This is a genomic window from Shigella flexneri 2a str. 301 (assembly GCF_000006925.2).
Taxonomy (GTDB): domain Bacteria; phylum Pseudomonadota; class Gammaproteobacteria; order Enterobacterales; family Enterobacteriaceae; genus ECMA0423.
Genome location: NC_004337.2, coordinates 4,478,895 through 4,496,828, shown reverse-complemented (window position 1 = coordinate 4,496,828; position 17,934 = coordinate 4,478,895). Strand labels below are relative to the sequence as shown.

Here is a 17,934-nt window from a genome sequence, read left to right as displayed (position 1 = left end):
TCAAGTGCTGAAATTATCAGCAAGACGTTCGATTTAGCGTCAAAATCACGCCGTCGCAAGTGGATTCCGGCGCTTACGTGACCAGGAAAAATTTTACAGCTTGATAAAATGCTCGCGGTAGTAAGCCAGCTCCGCCACCGATTCACGGATATCATCCATCGCCTGATGCGTCCCCTGCTTGGTAAAACCATCCAGAATTTCCGGCTTCCAGCGGCGCGCCAGCTCTTTCAGGGTGCTGACATCGAGATAACGGTAGTGGAAGTAGACTTCCAGCTCCGGCATGTATTTAAACAGGAAACGACGGTCCTGTCCGATGCTGTTACCGCAAATCGGCGATTTTCCCGCAGGCACCCACTGTTTTAAGAATTCGAGCGTTGCCAGTTCAGCTTCCCGATCGCCCATCGTGCTCGCTTTCACGCGCTCTACCAGCCCGCTGGCGGTATGGGTGCGCACGTTCCAGTCATCCATCAGCGCCAGCTGTTCATCGGACTGATGTACTGCAATGGTCGGCCCTTCTGCCAGAATATTCAGATTGGCATCGGTCACCAGCGTGGCAATCTCAATAATGCGATCGCGCTCGGGATCCAGACCGGTCATCTCAAGATCGATCCAAATCAGGTTGTTTTCATTGGCACTCATGCTATTTTCCACCCATTCACAGTGACTATATTGATCCACAATTGCGTGTATCATAGATGTTTTGCCCATCAGGGGCGACCAGGAGTCAGTACGATTGAGTAAAAATAAACTCTCCAAAGGCCAGCAGCGCCGCGTGAACGCCAATCACCAGCGTCGTCTTAAAACGTCTAAGGAGAAGCCCGACTACGACGACAATCTGTTTGGCGAGCCTGATGAAGGTATCGTCATCAGCCGCTTTGGTATGCACGCTGATGTGGAATCCGCCGATGGCGACGTTCACCGCTGCAATATTCGCCGTACCATCCGTTCGCTGGTAACCGGCGACCGCGTAGTCTGGCGTCCGGGTAAACCGGCGGCGGAAGGCGTAAATGTCAAAGGGATCGTGGAAGCGGTGCATGAGCGCACCTCGGTGTTAACGCGTCCGGATTTCTACGACGGCGTGAAACCCATAGCCGCCAACATCGACCAGATTGTCATTGTCTCCGCCATTTTGCCGGAGCTGTCGCTCAATATTATCGACCGTTACCTGGTGGCCTGCGAAACCTTGCAGATTGAGCCGATTATCGTGCTCAACAAGATAGACCTGCTGGACGACGAAGGCATGGCGTTCGTCAACGAGCAGATGGATATCTACCGCAACATCGGTTATCGCGTATTGATGGTTTCCAGCCATACTCAGGATGGGCTGAAACCGCTGGCAGAGGCGTTGACCGGGCGCATCAGCATTTTTGCCGGGCAGTCTGGCGTCGGTAAATCCAGCCTGCTGAACGCGTTGCTGGGGCTGCAAAAAGAGATCCTGACCAACGATGTCTCTGACAACTCGGGGCTCGGTCAGCACACCACGACCGCCGCTCGGCTGTATCACTTCCCGCACGGCGGTGATGTGATTGATTCCCCTGGTGTGCGTGAGTTCGGCCTCTGGCACCTGGAGCCGGAACAAATCACTCAGGGCTTTGTCGAATTCCATGACTATTTAGGTCTGTGTAAATATCGCGATTGCAAACACGATACCGATCCGGGCTGCGCTATCCGGGAAGCGGTTGAGGAAGGGAAAATCGCGGAAACCCGTTTCGAAAACTATCACCGTATTCTGGAAAGCATGGCGCAGGTAAAAACGCGTAAAAACTTTTCTGATACGGATGACTGACAATTAAGCTAACCGTCGTTAGAATCGTCCCCTTTTTTTCAGGATCCGGCATGTTGGCCGGATCAGGAACGACAAAACAATGGCCTGGAGGCTACCTTGTTAAATTCATTTAAACTTTCGCTACAGTACATTCTGCCGAAACTATGGCTTACTCGCCTGGCGGGTTGGGGCGCAAGCAAGCGGGCAGGATGGCTGACAAAACTGGTTATCGATCTGTTCGTTAAATACTACAAGGTCGACATGAAAGAGGCGCAAAAGCCGGACACCGCCAGCTACCGCACCTTTAACGAATTCTTTGTCCGTCCGCTGCGTGACGAAGTACGCCCAATCGATACCGATCCGAATGTACTGGTCATGCCTGCCGATGGCGTTATCAGCCAGTTGGGTAAAATCGAAGAAGATAAAATCCTGCAAGCCAAAGGCCACAACTACAGCCTCGAAGCCCTGCTGGCAGGCAACTATCTGATGGCGGACCTGTTCCGCAACGGTACGTTTGTGACCACTTACCTCTCCCCGCGTGACTACCATCGCGTACACATGCCGTGCAACGGTATTCTGCGTGAGATGATCTACGTGCCGGGCGATCTCTTTTCCGTTAACCATCTCACCGCTCAGAACGTGCCAAATCTGTTTGCCCGTAACGAACGCGTGATTTGCCTTTTCGATACCGAATTTGGCCCAATGGCGCAGATTCTGGTCGGAGCGACGATTGTTGGCAGCATTGAGACGGTCTGGGCGGGCACCATTACGCCGCCGCGCGAAGGTATCATCAAGCGCTGGACCTGGCCTGCCGGGGAAAACGACGGTTCTGTGGCACTGCTGAAAGGCCAGGAAATGGGTCGCTTTAAACTCGGTTCCACCGTTATCAACCTGTTTGCACCGGGTAAAGTGAATCTGGTTGAGCAACTGGAAAGCCTGTCTGTCACGAAAATTGGCCAGCCGCTGGCAGTATCTACCGAAACCTTTGTTACGCCAGACGCTGAACCCGCCCCACTTCCTGCTGAAGAGATCGAAGCAGAACACGACGCCAGCCCATTGGTTGACGATAAAAAAGACCAGGTCTAATCCATCAAAGGAAACGCTGACGTGCGCCTGATTATCACTTTTCTGATGGCCTGGTGCCTCAGTTGGGGGGCGTACGCCGCGACGGCCCCCGATAGCAAACAAATCACTCAGGAACTGGAGCAGGCAAAAGCGGCGAAACCCGCACAGCCGGAAGTCGTAGAGGCGCTCCAGTCTGCCTTAAATGCGCTTGAGGAACGAAAAGGTTCCCTTGAGCGCATCAAACAATATCAGCAAGTTATCGATAATTATCCGAAACTCTCCGCTACTCTGCGCGCACAATTAAACAACATTCGTGACGAGCCGCGCAGCGTGTCGCCGGGAATGTCTACCGACGCGCTGAATCAGGAAATTCTCCAGGTCAGCAGCCAGTTGCTGGATAAAAGCCGTCAGGCCCAGCAAGAGCAGGAGCGCGCCCGCGAGATTGCCGATTCGCTGAATCAACTGCCGCAACAGCAAACCGACTCCCGCCGTCAGTTAAATGAGATCGAGCGCCGCCTGGGAACGCTTACCGGCAATACTCCGCTCAATCAGGCACAAAATTTCGCGTTGCAGTCTGACTCTGCACGTCTTAAGGCGCTCGTTGATGAACTGGAGCTGGCGCAGCTGTCTGCCAATAACCGCCAGGAATTAGCGCGCTTACGCTCAGAGCTGGCGGAAAAAGAGAGCCAGCAACTGGATGCGTATTTGCAGGCCTTACGTAATCAGTTGAATAGCCAACGTCAGCTTGAGGCGGAGCGGGCGCTGGAAAGTACCGAATTACTGGCAGAAAACAGTGCCGATTTGCCGAAAGATATCGTCGCGCAATTCAAAATTAACCGCGAACTATCGGCAGCGCTGAATCAACAGGCGCAGCGGATGGAGCTCGTTGCCTCGCAACAGCGTCAGGCTGCCAGCCAGACGTTACAGGTCCGGCAGGCGTTGAATACGCTGCGTGAACAGTCGCAATGGCTGGGATCGTCCAACCTGCTCGGCGAAGCGCTGCGGGCGCAGGTGGCACGGCTACCAGAAATGCCAAAACCACAACAGCTTGATACCGAAATGGCGCAGTTGCGTGTGCAACGGTTACGTTATGAGGATTTACTTAATAAACAGCCGCTGCTACGGCAAATCCATCAGGCCGACGGTCAGCCGCTGACCGCCGAGCAAAACCGTATTCTGGAAGCACAACTGCGCACTCAGCGTGAGTTGCTGAACTCATTGTTGCAGGGTGGCGACACGCTACTATTGGAACTGACCAAGCTGAAAGTCTCCAACAGGCAACTGGAGGATGCGCTGAAAGAGGTGAACGAAGCAACGCACCGCTATCTGTTCTGGGCCTCTGACGTGCGCCCGATGACCATCGCCTGGCCGCTGGAAATCGCCCAGGATCTGCGTCGTCTCATTTCGCTGGACACCTTCAGTCAGTTGGGCAAAGCCAGTGTGATGATGCTGACCAGCAAAGAGACAATTTTGCCGCTGTTTGGCGCGTTGATTCTGGTCGGTTGCAGTATTTACTCGCGCCGCTATTTCACCCGTTTTCTTGAACGTTCGGCGGCGAAAGTCGGCAAAGTGACTCAGGATCACTTCTGGCTGACGTTGCGCACTCTTTTCTGGTCGATTCTCGTCGCGTCACCGTTACCGGTGCTGTGGATGACGCTGGGTTACGGCTTGCGCGAGGCGTGGCCTTATCCGCTGGCGGTCGCGATTGGCGATGGTGTAACGGCCACCGTGCCGCTGCTGTGGGTAGTGATGATTTGCGCCACCTTTGCCCGCCCGAACGGCTTGTTTATCGCTCATTTTGGCTGGCCGCGCGAACGTGTTTCCCGTGGGATGCGCTACTACCTGATGAGCATCGGGCTGATTATGGCGCTGATGATGTTCGATAACCTCGACGACCGCGAATTTTCCGGTTCGCTGGGACGGCTTTGCTTTATCCTCATTTGCGGTGCGCTGGCGGTGGTCACCCTAAGCCTGAAAAAAGCCGGTATTCCGTTGTATCTCAACAAAGAAGGCAGCGGCGACAACATTACCAACCATATGCTGTGGAACATGATGATTGGCGCACCACTGGTTGCCATTCTGGCGTCGGCGGTGGGTTATCTGGCAACGGCGCAGGCACTGTTAGCGAGGCTTGAAACCTCGGTTGCCATCTGGTTCCTGCTACTGGTGGTTTATCACGTTATCCGCCGCTGGATGCTGATCCAGCGTCGCAGGCTGGCGTTTGACCGGGCGAAGCATCGCCGGGCAGAGATGTTAGCGCAACGTGCGCGTGGCGAAGAGGAAGCGCATCATCACAGTAGCCCGGAAGGAGCAATTGAAGTCGATGAAAGCGAAGTCGATCTCGATGCCATCAGTGCGCAATCCTTGCGGCTGGTGCGCTCAATTTTGATGTTGATCGCCCTGCTTTCGGTCATTGTGCTGTGGTCAGAAATCCATTCCGCTTTCGGCTTCCTCGAAAATATTTCGCTGTGGGATGTCACCTCCACGGTACAGGGCGTAGAAAGTCTGGAGCCAATTACCCTCGGTGCGGTGCTGATTGCCATTCTGGTATTTATCATCACCACGCAGCTGGTGCGCAACCTGCCCGCGCTGCTGGAACTGGCGATTTTGCAGCACCTGGATTTAACGCCGGGTACGGGTTACGCCATCACCACCATCACAAAATATCTGCTGATGCTGATTGGCGGGCTGGTCGGCTTCTCAATGATTGGTATTGAGTGGTCGAAATTGCAGTGGCTGGTTGCCGCGCTCGGTGTTGGTCTCGGTTTTGGTTTGCAGGAAATTTTCGCCAACTTTATCTCTGGCCTGATCATCCTGTTCGAAAAACCGATTCGCATTGGCGATACGGTAACGATCCGCGATCTTACTGGTAGCGTGACAAAAATTAACACCCGCGCCACCACCATCAGCGACTGGGACCGTAAAGAGATAATCGTGCCGAACAAGGCGTTTATTACCGAGCAGTTTATCAACTGGTCGCTCTCTGACTCGGTCACGCGCGTAGTGTTGACGATTCCGGCCCCTGCCGATGCCAACAGTGAAGAAGTGACGGAAATCCTGCTCACCGCAGCGCGTCGCTGCTCGCTGGTGATCGACAACCCGGCACCGGAAGTCTTCCTGGTGGATCTGCAACAGGGGATTCAGATTTTCGAGCTGCGTATTTACGCCGCTGAGATGGGTCACCGTATGCCGCTACGCCATGAGATCCACCAGCTGATTCTGGCAGGCTTCCACGCCCACGGTATCGATATGCCATTCCCGCCCTTCCAGATGCGTCTGGAAAGCCTCAACGGTAAACAAACGGGGAGAACGCTGACGTCTGCGGGCAAAGGTCGTCAGGCGGGAAGTTTGTAATGCATGAAGCTGCCAAATGATGTCAACGTGGCTCATTTAGCAGCTTAACATCATCTTCAGTTATCACCGGCCCTGGAGAGTATCATCCATACGCATTACTTCCTGACAACTCATCGCCGGAGAGACGATGAGTTGCAGGATTTCATATGATCAGTCGAGAGCTAACTCAGGTTTATTCGCCATGCGACTGCAATAGTTCTGGTAAATCGCCATCGCTAACAGCGAGAAGAAGACAGGGCCGCCAATCATCCACAATGTGCTGTCCCAGTCTCCGGCTTCAACCACAGGCTGAATAATGGTGAAGACGTTCGCAAATGTCACCACCAGAACGACAACCACCGTCGCAATCATTGCCGACATACGCGTTTTGAAAATCACAAATGGTCTGTCGAGATCCTGACGTGCTTTAAAAAACGGGAAAGCCAGCGCGAGGAACAGGTAAGGAAGCGTCATAGACACGTTCGCCATCAGCGTCAGCTTGTTAAAGAACGCCGATGCGGTACCGCCACCAAACGAAACCAGCAGAATGAAGACAGTAACCAACCCGCACTGCATCCACATGGCGATAGACGGCATCCCCATCGCATTCAGGCGCGTCATCGGTTCCGGCCACAACGCTTTCGGCGTCCCCTGGATGATGGCTTTCAGCGGTGAATAGCAAACGCACCGGTATAAGCGAGGAACATCGAAAGTCCGGTAATACGCGCAAACCATACGCCCAGCGACAATGACGCTTCAGGTGACAAATGCAGTGCGTTACCCAGCATCACCCCGAGGCTCTTCATCAGCACATAGGTAATATTGCCAAGGTTAACGGAACCATTACTTAATACCTGCTGCCAGTTTGTGCTGACGCCCCATAAAAATATTGCCAGCGAATAACCGATTGAAATAACAATAGCGGCAAAAACAATACCTTTGGCAAAGTTCTTTTCTGGATTTTCCGTTTTATCGACCAGACCACCAACCGCTTCAATTCCGCCATAGGCAAAAATAGCAAATACCACAAACGATAGCATTGCCAGACCGGACTGATAACCCGGGTTCGGTGATGCAAGGAAATTAATATCCTGCGCGAAATGCCCACCATTTAATAACAAAATAGTAATGCTTACTAACAGCAATACTAAATTCAGACACATTACTGCAATACCGCCCACCGCAGTAATGCGGGCAATTTTATTAATCCCCTTTGAAGCAACGACGGTGACCAGAATCATCCATGCTACTGCCAGCAGACCAACCACCTGCGTAGGCTCCAGTCCGGCAATACGCCAGTGCTGGGTCATGTCACTACCATAGAGGAATGTTGAGAACGGTACCCAAACTTTCGCGGAGGTACTCACCATCCAGATGATATAAGAGGAAAACCACATAAACGTACCAATGAAGGCAAAACGTGGTCCGACACTATTATTCATCCAGGAATAGATACCACCTTCTTCTTTGCGATAAGCAGCTCCCATTTCAGCCATCATTAAGGCGGGTAATGCTGCCAACTTACTGATTTAGTGTATGATGGTGATTTTAAGGTGCTTGCGTGGCTTCCATTTCCATCAGATGTCCTTCCTGCTCCGCTACTGAAGGCGTGGTGCGTAACGGCAAAAGCACTGCCGGACATCAGCGCTATCTCTGCTCTCATTGCCGTAAAACATGGCAACTACAGTTCACTTACACCGCCTCTCAGCCCGGTACGCACCAGAAAATCATTGATATGGCCATGAATGGCGTCGGATGTCGCGCCAGTGCACGCATTATGGGCGTTGGCCTCAACACGGTTTTACGTCACTTAAAAAACTCAGGCCGCAGTCGGTAACCTCGCGCATACAACCGGGCAGTGATGTGATTGTCTGCGCTGAAATGGACGAACATTGGGGCTACGTCGGTGCTAAATCACGTCAGCGCTGGCTGTTTTACGCGTATGACAGGATACGGAGGACGGTTGTGGCGCACGTCTTCGGTGAACGCACTCTGGCCACACTGGAGCGTCTTCTGAGCCTGCTGTCGGCCTTTGAGGTCGTGGTATGGATGACGGATGGCTGGCCGCTGTATGAATCACGCCTGAAGGGAAAGCTGCACGTTATCAGCAAGCGTTACACTCAGCGCATTGAGCGACATAATCTGAATCTGAGACAACATCTGGCAAGGCTGGTACGGAAGTCACTGTCGTTCTCAAAATCGGTGGAGCTGCATGACAAGGTCATCGGGCATTATCTGAACATAAAACACTATCAGTAAGTTGGAGTCATTACCATTAAGGCGAATGGAATAAAGAATAACAATGCAGAAAATATATAAAAGGGAATCGCACTATAACCCATTAAGTAATAAGCCGATGGGCTATTGGCAAATCCAAATACGGAAGTAAAGATCATCAATATGAGTCCTATCAGACTCATCTTTTTTATCGTGTGAGGCATGAAACCATCCTTCATTTCAGCGCGTGTATAACACGTGCCCACTGAACTGCACTGCGCAACATTGAGCAGGCAGCGTAAAAACCAATACAGAATTGATACTTGGATGATATCAAATATCCAGTCTTAAATTGTGGCCTTTAACGGAAAAATGAAAACATATGCTGCAGAATGGCGCTTATCACGCCATTCTTCGCTGTTAATTCAGTAATTTTTCAGAATTATGCCCGGTCAACGCTAAAGGCGATGACTTCAGCCAGTGTCTCCGCGCCCAGCGCCAACATCACCAGACGATCAACACCTAATGCCACGCCGGAACAGTCAGGCATACCGACTTTCAAGGCTTCAATCAGATTCTGGTCAATGGGGTGCTGCGGCAAACCGCGCGCCGCGCGCTTACGGTTATCTTGTTCAAAGCGTTGTTGCTGCTCACGGGCATCCGTTAATTCATGGAAACCATTCGCCAGCTCAATACCTTTATAATAAACCTCAAAGCGTTCAGCGACCCGATGATCTTCGGTACTGATTTGCGCCAGTGATGCCTGGCTGGCTGGAAAGTGGTACACAAAGGTCGGTTTTTCTTTACCAATATTTGGCTCTACGCCAAAGGTAAACAGCAATTGTAGCAACGTGTCGCGGTCTTCTTCGGTATCAGCAACATTGCTCAAATCCAGTTTCGCTGCGACTTCCCGCAGTTGCGTTTTGTCGGCAGAGAGCGGGTCAATTTCCAGATAACGCAAGAAAGCTTGTTGATAAGAAAGGCTTTCTGCTGCCGGGCAGTCCAGCACCTGTTGTAAGAGATCGTCCACCTCGTTCATCAACCGGTACATATCATAGTGCGGTCGATACCACTCCAGCATAGTGAACTCAGGGTTGTGATAACGCCCCATCTCTTCATTACGGAAGCTGCGGCACAGCTGGAATACCGGCCCACAACCAGCAACCAGCAGGCGTTTCATATGGTATTCCGGGCTGGTCATTAACCAGAGATTCATCCCCTGCGAATGCCCGGGGCCAACGAAACGTGTCTCAAACGGGACCAAATGAATATCGGTTACCGTCGCCTGGCTCATACAAGGCGTCTCCACCTCCAGCACTCCACGATCGGCAAAGAAACGACGGATCTCCGCCATAATCGCCGCGCGTTTTAATAAGTTAGGAATGGATGCGCTCGGCTGCCAGGATGCCGTTTCGCTCATAGTTAAATCTCCAGTTTTTGACAAGGGCACGAAGTCTACTCGCAACGCGACGGCGAGACAAATTTTACGCAGGAATCAAACAGCGGTGGGCAGTGACTAAAAAAAGCACGATCTGATGGTTTAGTAATTAAATTAATCATCTTCAGTGATAATTTAGCCCTCTTGCGCACTAAAAAAATCGATCTCGTCAAATTTCAGACTTATCCATCAGACTATACTGTTGTACCTATAAAGGAGCAGTGGAATAGCGTTCGCAGACCGTAACTTTCAGGCACTTACCCTGAAGTACGGGGCTGTGGGATAAAAACAATCTGGAGGAATGTCGTGCAAACCTTTCAAGCCGATCTTGCCATTGTAGGCGCCGGTGGCGCGGGATTACGTGCTGCAATTGCTGCCGCGCAGGCAAATCCAAATGCAAAAATCGCACTAATCTCAAAAGTATACCCGATGCGTAGCCATACCGTTGCTGCAGAAGGGGGCTCCGCCGCTGTCGCGCAGGATCATGACAGCTTCGAATATCACTTTCACGATACAGTAGCGGGTGGCGACTGGTTGTGTGAGCAGGATGTCGTGGATTATTTCGTCCACCACTGCCCAACCGAAATGACCCAACTGGAACTGTGGGGATGCCCATGGAGCCGTCGCCCGGATGGTAGCGTCAACGTACGTCGCTTCGGCGGCATGAAAATCGAGCGCACCTGGTTCGCCGCCGATAAGACCGGCTTCCATATGCTGCACACGCTGTTCCAGACCTCTCTGCAATTCCCGCAGATCCAGCGTTTTGACGAACATTTCGTGCTGGATATTCTGGTTGATGATGGTCATGTTCGCGGCCTGGTAGCAATAAACATGATGGAAGGCACGTTGGTGCAGATCCGTGCTAACGCGGTCGTTATGGCTACCGGCGGTGCGGGTCGCGTTTATCGTTACAACACCAACGGCGGCATCGTTACCGGTGACGGTATGGGTATGGCGCTAAGCCACGGCGTTCCGCTGCGTGACATGGAATTCGTTCAGTATCACCCAACCGGTCTGCCAGGTTCCGGTATCCTGATGACCGAAGGCTGCCGTGGTGAAGGCGGTATTCTGGTCAACAAAAATGGCTACCGTTATCTGCAAGATTACGGCATGGGCCCGGAAACTCCGCTGGGCGAGCCGAAAAACAAATATATGGAACTGGGTCCACGCGACAAAGTTTCTCAGGCCTTCTGGCACGAATGGCGTAAAGGCAACACCATCTCCACGCCGCGTGGTGATGTGGTTTATCTCGACCTGCGTCACCTCGGCGAGAAAAAACTGCATGAACGTCTGCCGTTCATCTGCGAACTGGCGAAAGCGTACGTTGGCGTCGATCCGGTTAAAGAACCGATTCCGGTACGTCCGACTGCACACTACACCATGGGCGGTATCGAAACCGATCAGAACTGTGAAACCCGCATTAAAGGTCTGTTCGCCGTGGGTGAATGTTCCTCTGTTGGTCTGCACGGTGCAAACCGTCTGGGCTCCAACTCCCTGGCGGAACTGGTGGTCTTCGGCCGTCTGGCCGGTGAACAAGCGACAGAGCGTGCAGCAACTGCCGGTAATGGCAACGAAGCGGCAATTGAAGCGCAGGCAGCTGGCGTTGAACAACGTCTGAAAGATCTAGTTAACCAGGATGGCGGCGAAAACTGGGCGAAGATCCGCGACGAAATGGGCCTGGCAATGGAAGAAGGTTGCGGTATCTACCGTACGCCGGAACTGATGCAGAAAACCATCGACAAGCTGGCAGAGCTGCAGGAACGCTTCAAGCGCGTGCGCATCACCGACACCTCCAGCGTGTTCAACACCGACCTGCTCTACACCATTGAACTGAGCCACGGTCTGAACGTTGCTGAATGTATGGCGCACTCCGCAATGGCACGTAAAGAGTCCCGCGGCGCACACCAGCGTCTGGACGAAGGTTGCACCGAGCGTGACGACGTCAACTTTCTCAAACACACCCTCGCCTTCCGCGATGCTGATGGCACGACTCGCCTGGAGTACAGCGACGTGAAGATTACTACGCTGCCGCCAGCTAAACGCGTTTACGGTGGCGAAGCGGATGCAGCCGATAAGGCGGAAGCAGCCAATAATAAGGAGAAGGCGAATGGCTGAGATGAAAAACCTGAAAATTGAGGTGGTGCGCTATAACCCGGAAGTCGATACCGCACCGCATAGCGCATTCTATGAAGTGCCTTATGACGCAACTACCTCATTACTGGATGCGCTGGGCTACATCAAAGACAACCTGGCACCGGACCTGAGTTACCGCTGGTCCTGCCGTATGGCGATTTGTGGTTCCTGCGGCATGATGGTTAACAACGTGCCAAAACTGGCATGTAAAACCTTCCTGCGTGATTACACCGACGGTATGAAGGTTGAAGCGTTAGCTAACTTCCCGATTGAACGCGATCTGGTGGTCGATATGACCCACTTCATCGAAAGTCTGGAAGCGATCAAACCGTACATCATCGGCAACTCCCGCACCGCGGATCAGGGTACTAACATCCAGACCCCGGCGCAGATGGCAAAGTATCACCAGTTCTCCGGTTGCATCAACTGTGGTCTGTGCTACGCCGCGTGCCCGCAGTTTGGCCTGAACCCAGAGTTCATCGGTCCGGCTGCCATTACGCTGGCGCATCGTTATAACGAAGATAGCCGCGACCACGGTAAGAAGGAGCGTATGGCGCAGTTGAACAGCCAGAACGGTGTATGGAGCTGTACTTTCGTGGGCTATTGCTCCGAAGTCTGCCCGAAACACGTCGATCCGGCTGCGGCCATTCAGCAGGGCAAAGTAGAAAGTTCGAAAGACTTTCTTATCGCGACCCTGAAACCACGCTAAGGAGTGCAACATGACGACTAAACGTAAACCGTATGTACGGCCAATGACGTCCACCTGGTGGAAAAAATTGCCGTTTTATCGCTTTTACATGCTGCGCGAAGGCACGGCGGTTCCGGCTGTGTGGTTCAGCATTGAACTGATTTTCGCGCTGTTTGCCCTGAAAAATGGCCCGGAAGCCTGGGCGGGATTCGTCGACTTTTTACAAAACCCGGTTATCGTGATCATTAACCTGATCACTCTGACGGCAGCTCTGCTGCACACCAAAACCTGGTTTGAACTGGCACCGAAAGCGGCCAATATCATTGTAAAAGACGAAAAAATGGGACCAGAGCCAATTATCAAAAGTCTCTGGGCGGTAACTGTGGTTGCCACCATCGTAATCCTGTTTGTTGCCCTGTACTGGTAAGGAGCCTGAGATGATTAATCCAAATCCAAAGCGTTCTGACGAACCGGTATTCTGGGGCCTCTTCGGGGCCGGTGGTATGTGGAGCGCAATTATTGCGCCGGTGATGATCCTGCTGGTGGGTATTCTGCTGCCACTGGGGCTGTTTCCGGGTGATGCGCTGAGCTACGAGCGCGTTCTGGCGTTCGCGCAGAGCTTCATTGGTCGCGTATTCCTGTTCCTGATGATCGTTCTGCCGCTGTGGTGTGGTTTACACCGTATGCACCACGCGATGCACGATCTGAAAATCCACGTGCCTGCGGGCAAATGGGTTTTCTACGGTCTGGCTGCTATCCTGACAGTTGTCACGCTGATTGGTGTCGTTACAATCTAACGCATCGCCAATGTAAATCCGGCCCGCCTATGGCGGGCCGTTTTGTATGGAAACCAGACCTTATGTTCAAAACGACGCTCTGCGCCTTATTAATTACCGCCTCTTACTCCACATTTGCTGCCCCTCAACAAATCAACGATATTGTGCATCGCACAATTACCCCGCTTATAGAGCAACAAAAGATCCCCGGTATGGCGGTGGCGGTAATTTATCAGGGTAAACCTTATTACTTTACCTGGGGCTATGCGGACATCGCCAAAAAGCAGCCCGTCACACAGCAAACGTTGTTTGAGTTAGGTTCGGTCAGCAAAACATTTACGGGCGTGCTTGGTGGCGACGCTATTGCTCGAGGGGAAATCAAGTTAAGCGATCCCGCAACAAAATACTGGCCTGAACTTACCGCTAAACAGTGGAATGGGATCACACTATTACATCTTGCGACCTACACCGCTGGCGGCCTGCCATTGCAGGTGCCGGATGAAGTGAAATCCTCAAGCGACTTGCTGCGCTTCTATCAAAACTGGCAGCCTGCATGGGCTCCAGGAACACAACGTCTGTATGCCAACTCCAGTATCGGTTTGTTCGGCGCACTGGCTGTGAAGCCGTCTGGTTTGAGTTTTGAGCAGGCGATGCAAACTCGTGTCTTCCAGCCACTCAAACTCAACCATACGTGGATTAATGTACCTCCCCCAGAAGAAAAGAATTACGCCTGGGGATATCGCGAAGGTAAGGCAGTGCATGTTTCGCCAGGGGCGTTAGATGCTGAAGCTTATGGTGTGAAGTCGACCATTGAAGATATGGCCCGCTGGGTGCAAAGCAATTTACCCCCCCTTGATATCAATGAGAAAACGCTTCAACAAGGGATACAACTGGCACAATCTCGCTACTGGCAAACCGGCGATATGTATCAGGGCCTGGGCTGGGAAATGCTGGACTGGCCGGTCAATCCTGACAGCATCATTAACGGCAGTGACAATAAAATTGCACTGGCAGCACGCCCGGTAAAAGCGATTAAGCCCCCAACTCCTGCAGTACGCGCATCATGGGTACATAAAACGGGGGCGACCGGCGGATTTGGTAGCTATGTCGCGTTTATTCCAGAAAAAGAGCTGGGTATCGTGATGCTGGCTAACAAAAACTATCCCAATCCAGCGAGAGTCGCCGCCGCCTGTCAGATTCTCAACGCTCTACAGTAAAATTTCATCGGGTCCGAATTTTCGGACCTTTTCTGCGCTTTTCCTTGCTGTCATCTACACTTAGAAAAAAACCAGTAAGGAAACATTTATGCGCCTGCTCCCTCTCGTTGCCGCAGCGACAGCTGCATTTCTGGTCGTTGCCTGTAGTTTTCCTACGCCGCCGCGTGGCGTGACCGTAGTGAATAATTTCGACGCCAAACGTTATCTCGGTACCTGGTATGAGATTGCCCGTTTTGATCACCGTTTTGAACGTGGACTGGAAAAAGTCACCGCAACATACAGCCTGCGTGATGACGGCGGCCTGAATGTCATTAATAAAGGCTATAACCCTGACAGAGGAATGTGGCAGCAGAGTGAAGGGAAAGCGTACTTTACCGGCGCACCAACTCGCGCTGCGCTGAAAGTGTCATTCTTTGGTCCTTTCTATGGCGGTTATAACGTTATTGCACTCGATCGGGAATACCGCCATGCGCTGGTTTGCGGCCCGGACCGCGACTACCTGTGGATACTCTCCCGCACGCCAACCATTTCTGACGAAGTGAAACAGGAGATGCTGGCAGTCGCGACCCGGGAAGGGTTTGATGTCAGTAAGTTTATTTGGGTACAGCAGCCCGGTAGTTAGTGAGTGCTGAGTTTCAGACCAATAATCCCCAATACGATTAACGCCAGACTCGCCAGACGCATCGGGTTAGCGGACTCACCGAGCAGCACAATGCCGGTGATGGCCGCGCCGACTGCGCCAATACCCGTCCACACGGCATAAGCCGTCCCTACCGGTAACGATTTCATCGCCCAGGCAAGTAGCGCCATACTGACTATCATCGCCGTCACGGTAATAACACTCGGCGTCAAACGGCTAAAGCCGTGGGTATATTTCAGGCCAACGGCCCATACCACTTCCAGCAGACCAGCAATAACTAAGATAATCCAGGACATATCAGGCTCCGGAAATTTGGGGCCGTCCCCGGTGAAAAGAGGCGTTTGCAGGTCGTCCTGCAAAGCTGATGGTTGAACGGATATTTTGCCAGGTGGCAGGGGAATTTCAACTATTACCTTTATGACGATCGCAGAAAAAACAAACGGCACGACACTGCTGTCGTACCGTTATTGCTTATTGCTGCGCTTTCGTTGCTGCGCCAGAAATCGCGTTACCGCCATCAGAAATGTCTTCACCAACGCCACGCGTGGTGTTGCAGGCAGTTAATACTGTTGAAAGCACCAGAACAGAAAAGATCGCTGCAATTGTCTTCTTCACCATAACGTCTTCCTTTTAGGTAATGTTATTTATGTTTGCCTATAGCAAATTAATAATAGACAACATCGCCAAAAATGATGGAAATCTGATGATTTTTCGGAAGAGAAGAAAAATTAGCTGGCAGCGCGAGAGATGGAGTTACCGAGATGTTTGATGTCTTCGCCGAAACCGCAAGCGGTGTTACAGCCCGTGAGCAGCGTGCTGGCAAGCAAAACAAGAACGATAAGGCGTTTCATCATCTCTGACCTGAATAAGTGATGGTGCAGCCTGCAGGCCGCACCACAACCGCATTACTTCACGCGAGAGACGTATTCACCAGAGCGGGTATCCACTTTGATGACTTCGCCGATTTGTACGAACAGCGGAACTTTAACCACAGCGCCAGTAGACAGGGTAGCCGGTTTGCCGCCAGTACCTGCGGTATCACCTTTCAGGCCCGGATCGGTATCAACGATTTCCAGTTCAACGAAGTTCGGCGGAGTAACGGAGATCGGCTGACCATTCCACAGAGTTACGATACACTCTGCCTGATCCAGCAGCCATTTAGCATTGTCGCCAATTGCTTTTGCATCAGCAGACAGCTGCTCGAAAGTTTCGTTGTTCATGAAGTGCCAGAACTCACCGTCGTTGTACAGGTAAGTCAGGTTCATATCGACAACATCAGCGCCTTCAGCGGAATCAGTAGATTTGAAGGTTTTTTCTACGCGAGTACCGGTCAGCAGACGACGCAGTTTAACGCGAGCAAATGCCTGGCCTTTACCCGGTTTTACGAATTCACTCGCTTCAACCGCGTAAGGTTCGCCGTCTAACATGATTTTAAGACCAGCACGAAAATCGTTGCTATAGTACGTTGCCATAAGGCCCTCTGAAATTTGTTAATTGGTAGCTAAGCCACAAAATGGCGCATATTGTAACCCTAAATACCCCATACAGAGAAGATTGGTTAACGCAACTTGCCGATGTTGTGACCGATCCTGATGAACTTCTGCGTCTTTTGAATATAGACGCGGACGAAAAACTGTTGGCCGGACGCAGCGCCAAAAAGCTGTTTGCCCTGCGTGTGCCCCGCTCATTTATCGATCGCATGGAGAAAGGCAATCCGGACGATCCTCTTTTGCGTCAGGTACTTACCTCGCAAGATGAGTTTGTCGTCGCGTCCGGATTCTCCACCGACCCACTGGAAGAACAGCACAGCGTAGTGCCTGGTTTGTTGCATAAATACCACAACCGGGCGCTTTTGCTGGTCAAAGGCGGCTGCGCGGTAAATTGCCGCTATTGCTTCCGTCGCCACTTCCCCTATGCCGAAAATCAGGGCAACAAGCGTAACTGGCAGACTGCACTTGAGTATGTTGCTGCGCATCCGGAACTGGACGAGATGATTTTCTCCGGCGGCGATCCGCTGATGGCGAAAGAGCACGAGCTGGACTGGTTGCTCACACAACTGGAAGCCATCCCGCATATCAAACGTCTGCGGATTCACAGCCGTCTGCCGATTGTGATCCCGGCACGTATCACCGAGGCGCTGGTTGAACGCTTTGCCCGTTCTACGCTGCAAATCTTGCTGGTGAATCACATCAATCATGCCAATGAGGTAGATGAAACGTTCCGTCAGGCGATGGCTAAATTGCGCCGTGTCGGTGTCACCCTGCTTAACCAGAGCGTTCTGTTACGTGGTGTGAACGATAACGCACAAACGTTGGCAAACCTGAGTAATGCGTTGTTCGATGCCGGCGTGATGCCGTATTACCTGCATGTGCTAGATAAAGTACAGGGCGCGGCGCATTTTATGGTGAGTGATGACGAAGCACGGCAGATTATGCGTGAGTTGCTGACATTGGTGTCGGGATATCTGGTGCCGAAACTGGCGCGAGAAATTGGCGGCGAACCCAGCAAAACGCCGCTGGATCTCCAGCTACGCCAGCAGTAACTGATTAAACAGGGAAGTTAAACATTAAAATTGCCTGATGCGCTACGCTTATCAGGCCTACATCGTGCATTGAAATTGAATGGATTTGCAATGAACTGTAGGCCGGATAAGGCGTTTACG

The 17,934-nt window shown here is 52.2% G+C and carries 18 protein-coding genes, 1 pseudogene and 2 other annotated features; of the genes and pseudogenes, 12 read left to right on the top strand and 7 right to left on the bottom strand.

Features of this window, described 5'->3' with window-relative positions:
- Positions 1-93: 93 nt before the first annotated feature.
- On the bottom strand, positions 94-708 hold the full coding sequence (gene yjeR, locus SF4319) for a hypothetical protein (protein ID NP_710030.4): 615 nt from the start codon (positions 706-708) through the stop codon (positions 94-96).
- Here yjeR and yjeQ point away from each other — a divergent pair.
- The 3 genes from yjeQ to yjeP all read left to right on the top strand — a co-directional run bounded on the left by yjeQ (position 701) and on the right by yjeP (position 6,184).
- Positions 701-1,786 carry a hypothetical protein gene (yjeQ, locus tag SF4320; RefSeq protein ID NP_710029.3) on the top strand — a complete coding sequence of 362 codons (1,086 nt, stop codon included), beginning with the start codon at positions 701-703 and terminating at the stop codon, positions 1,784-1,786. The genes yjeR and yjeQ overlap by 8 nt on opposite strands.
- Positions 1,787-1,882: 96 nt before the next feature.
- Positions 1,883-2,851, top strand: a complete 969-nt coding sequence (gene psd, locus SF4318; RefSeq protein ID NP_710028.1) for a phosphatidylserine decarboxylase — start codon at positions 1,883-1,885, stop codon at positions 2,849-2,851.
- A gap of 21 nt (positions 2,852-2,872) precedes the next feature.
- Complete coding sequence (yjeP, locus tag SF4317) at positions 2,873-6,184, top strand: mechanosensitive ion channel MscS (protein NP_710027.1); 3,312 nt, start codon at positions 2,873-2,875, stop codon at positions 6,182-6,184.
- 150 nt (positions 6,185-6,334) lie between these two features.
- On the opposite strand, the pseudogene SF4316a reads toward yjeP, so the two are convergent.
- A pseudogene (locus tag SF4316a) lies at positions 6,335-7,662 on the bottom strand.
- Positions 6,372-8,646 (bottom strand) — a sequence feature (Similar to Escherichia coli K12 transport gi: 1790600 (515 aa). BLAST with identity of 97% in 758 aa. This CDS has been disrupted by insertion. The sequence has been checked and is believed to be correct.). Its footprint overlaps the pseudogene before it by 1,291 nt.
- Positions 7,670-8,437 (top strand) — a mobile genetic element. Its footprint overlaps the feature before it by 768 nt.
- On the opposite strand from SF4316a, the gene insA reads away from it, so the two are divergent.
- Both insA and insB read left to right on the top strand, forming a co-directional pair.
- Positions 7,725-8,000, top strand: coding sequence for an insertion element IS1 protein InsA (insA, locus tag SF4316; protein NP_710026.1), 276 nt, complete (start codon positions 7,725-7,727; stop codon positions 7,998-8,000). Its footprint overlaps the feature before it by 276 nt.
- Positions 8,027-8,422: an insertion element IS1 protein InsB gene (insB, locus tag SF4315; protein NP_710025.1), complete on the top strand. Its 396-nt coding sequence runs from the start codon at positions 8,027-8,029 to the stop codon at positions 8,420-8,422.
- A 176-nt stretch (positions 8,647-8,822) precedes the next feature.
- Here insB and yjeA read toward each other — a convergent pair.
- A complete protein-coding gene (gene yjeA, locus SF4313) occupies positions 8,823-9,800 on the bottom strand; it encodes a poxB regulator PoxA (protein NP_710024.1) in 978 nt (325 codons plus the stop codon).
- A gap of 324 nt (positions 9,801-10,124) precedes the next feature.
- On the opposite strand from yjeA, the gene frdA reads away from it, so the two are divergent.
- From frdA to blc, 6 genes are all read left to right on the top strand, one after another.
- The gene (gene frdA / locus SF4312) at positions 10,125-11,933 is read left to right on the top strand and encodes a fumarate reductase flavoprotein subunit (protein ID NP_710023.1); all 1,809 of its coding nucleotides are present in this window, start codon (positions 10,125-10,127) and stop codon (positions 11,931-11,933) included.
- The gene (gene frdB / locus SF4311) at positions 11,926-12,660 is read left to right on the top strand and encodes a fumarate reductase iron-sulfur subunit (RefSeq protein ID NP_710022.2); all 735 of its coding nucleotides are present in this window, start codon (positions 11,926-11,928) and stop codon (positions 12,658-12,660) included. Before frdA ends, frdB begins: the two co-directional genes overlap by 8 nt.
- Before the next feature lie 10 nt (positions 12,661-12,670).
- On the top strand, positions 12,671-13,066 hold the full coding sequence (gene frdC / locus SF4310) for a fumarate reductase subunit C (RefSeq protein NP_710021.1): 396 nt from the start codon (positions 12,671-12,673) through the stop codon (positions 13,064-13,066).
- Positions 13,067-13,076: 10 nt separating this feature from the next.
- Complete coding sequence (gene frdD / locus SF4309) at positions 13,077-13,436, top strand: fumarate reductase subunit D (protein ID NP_710020.2); 360 nt, start codon at positions 13,077-13,079, stop codon at positions 13,434-13,436.
- A 62-nt stretch (positions 13,437-13,498) separates the two neighbouring features.
- Positions 13,499-14,632, top strand: a complete 1,134-nt coding sequence (ampC, locus tag SF4308; protein ID NP_710019.2) for a beta-lactamase/D-alanine carboxypeptidase — start codon at positions 13,499-13,501, stop codon at positions 14,630-14,632.
- Positions 14,633-14,720: 88 nt separating this feature from the next.
- Positions 14,721-15,254, top strand: coding sequence for an outer membrane lipoprotein Blc (gene blc, locus SF4307; protein NP_710018.1), 534 nt, complete (start codon positions 14,721-14,723; stop codon positions 15,252-15,254).
- Here the strand turns inward: blc and sugE are convergent.
- From sugE to efp, 4 genes are all read right to left on the bottom strand, one after another.
- Positions 15,251-15,718 carry a groEL suppressor gene (sugE, locus tag SF4306; protein NP_710017.2) on the bottom strand — a complete coding sequence of 156 codons (468 nt, stop codon included), beginning with the start codon at positions 15,716-15,718 and terminating at the stop codon, positions 15,251-15,253. The two genes, blc and sugE, sit on opposite strands and share 4 nt — an antisense overlap.
- Positions 15,719-15,743: 25 nt before the next feature.
- On the bottom strand, positions 15,744-15,890 hold the full coding sequence (ecnB, locus tag SF4305; RefSeq protein ID NP_710016.1) for an entericidin B: 147 nt from the start codon (positions 15,888-15,890) through the stop codon (positions 15,744-15,746).
- Between the two features lie 110 nt (positions 15,891-16,000).
- A complete protein-coding gene (gene ecnA / locus SF4304; RefSeq protein ID NP_710015.1) occupies positions 16,001-16,126 on the bottom strand; it encodes an entericidin A in 126 nt (41 codons plus the stop codon).
- A gap of 51 nt (positions 16,127-16,177) precedes the next feature.
- Complete coding sequence (gene efp / locus SF4303) at positions 16,178-16,744, bottom strand: elongation factor P (RefSeq protein NP_710014.1); 567 nt, start codon at positions 16,742-16,744, stop codon at positions 16,178-16,180.
- Between the two features lie 41 nt (positions 16,745-16,785).
- On the opposite strand from efp, the gene yjeK reads away from it, so the two are divergent.
- Positions 16,786-17,814, top strand: a complete 1,029-nt coding sequence (yjeK, locus tag SF4302; RefSeq protein ID NP_710013.1) for a hypothetical protein — start codon at positions 16,786-16,788, stop codon at positions 17,812-17,814.
- The last annotated feature ends 120 nt before the right edge of the window (positions 17,815-17,934 follow it).

Bases quoted from the DNA above. Each gene is read 5' to 3' on its own strand.
- yjeR (NP_710030.4), bottom strand. From the start codon at position 708: ATGGGCAAAACATCTATGATACACGCAATTGTGGATCAATATAGTCAC.
- yjeA (NP_710024.1), bottom strand. From the start codon at position 9,800: ATGAGCGAAACGGCATCCTGGCAGCCGAGCGCATCCATTCCTAACTTA.
- frdB (NP_710022.2), top strand. From the start codon at position 11,926: ATGGCTGAGATGAAAAACCTGAAAATTGAGGTGGTGCGCTATAACCCG.
- frdC (NP_710021.1), top strand. From the start codon at position 12,671: ATGACGACTAAACGTAAACCGTATGTACGGCCAATGACGTCCACCTGG.
- frdD (NP_710020.2), top strand. From the start codon at position 13,077: ATGATTAATCCAAATCCAAAGCGTTCTGACGAACCGGTATTCTGGGGC.
- ampC (NP_710019.2), top strand. From the start codon at position 13,499: ATGTTCAAAACGACGCTCTGCGCCTTATTAATTACCGCCTCTTACTCC.
- blc (NP_710018.1), top strand. From the start codon at position 14,721: ATGCGCCTGCTCCCTCTCGTTGCCGCAGCGACAGCTGCATTTCTGGTC.
- ecnB (NP_710016.1), bottom strand. From the start codon at position 15,890: ATGGTGAAGAAGACAATTGCAGCGATCTTTTCTGTTCTGGTGCTTTCA.
- ecnA (NP_710015.1), bottom strand. From the start codon at position 16,126: ATGATGAAACGCCTTATCGTTCTTGTTTTGCTTGCCAGCACGCTGCTC.
- efp (NP_710014.1), bottom strand. From the start codon at position 16,744: ATGGCAACGTACTATAGCAACGATTTTCGTGCTGGTCTTAAAATCATG.
- yjeK (NP_710013.1), top strand. From the start codon at position 16,786: ATGGCGCATATTGTAACCCTAAATACCCCATACAGAGAAGATTGGTTA.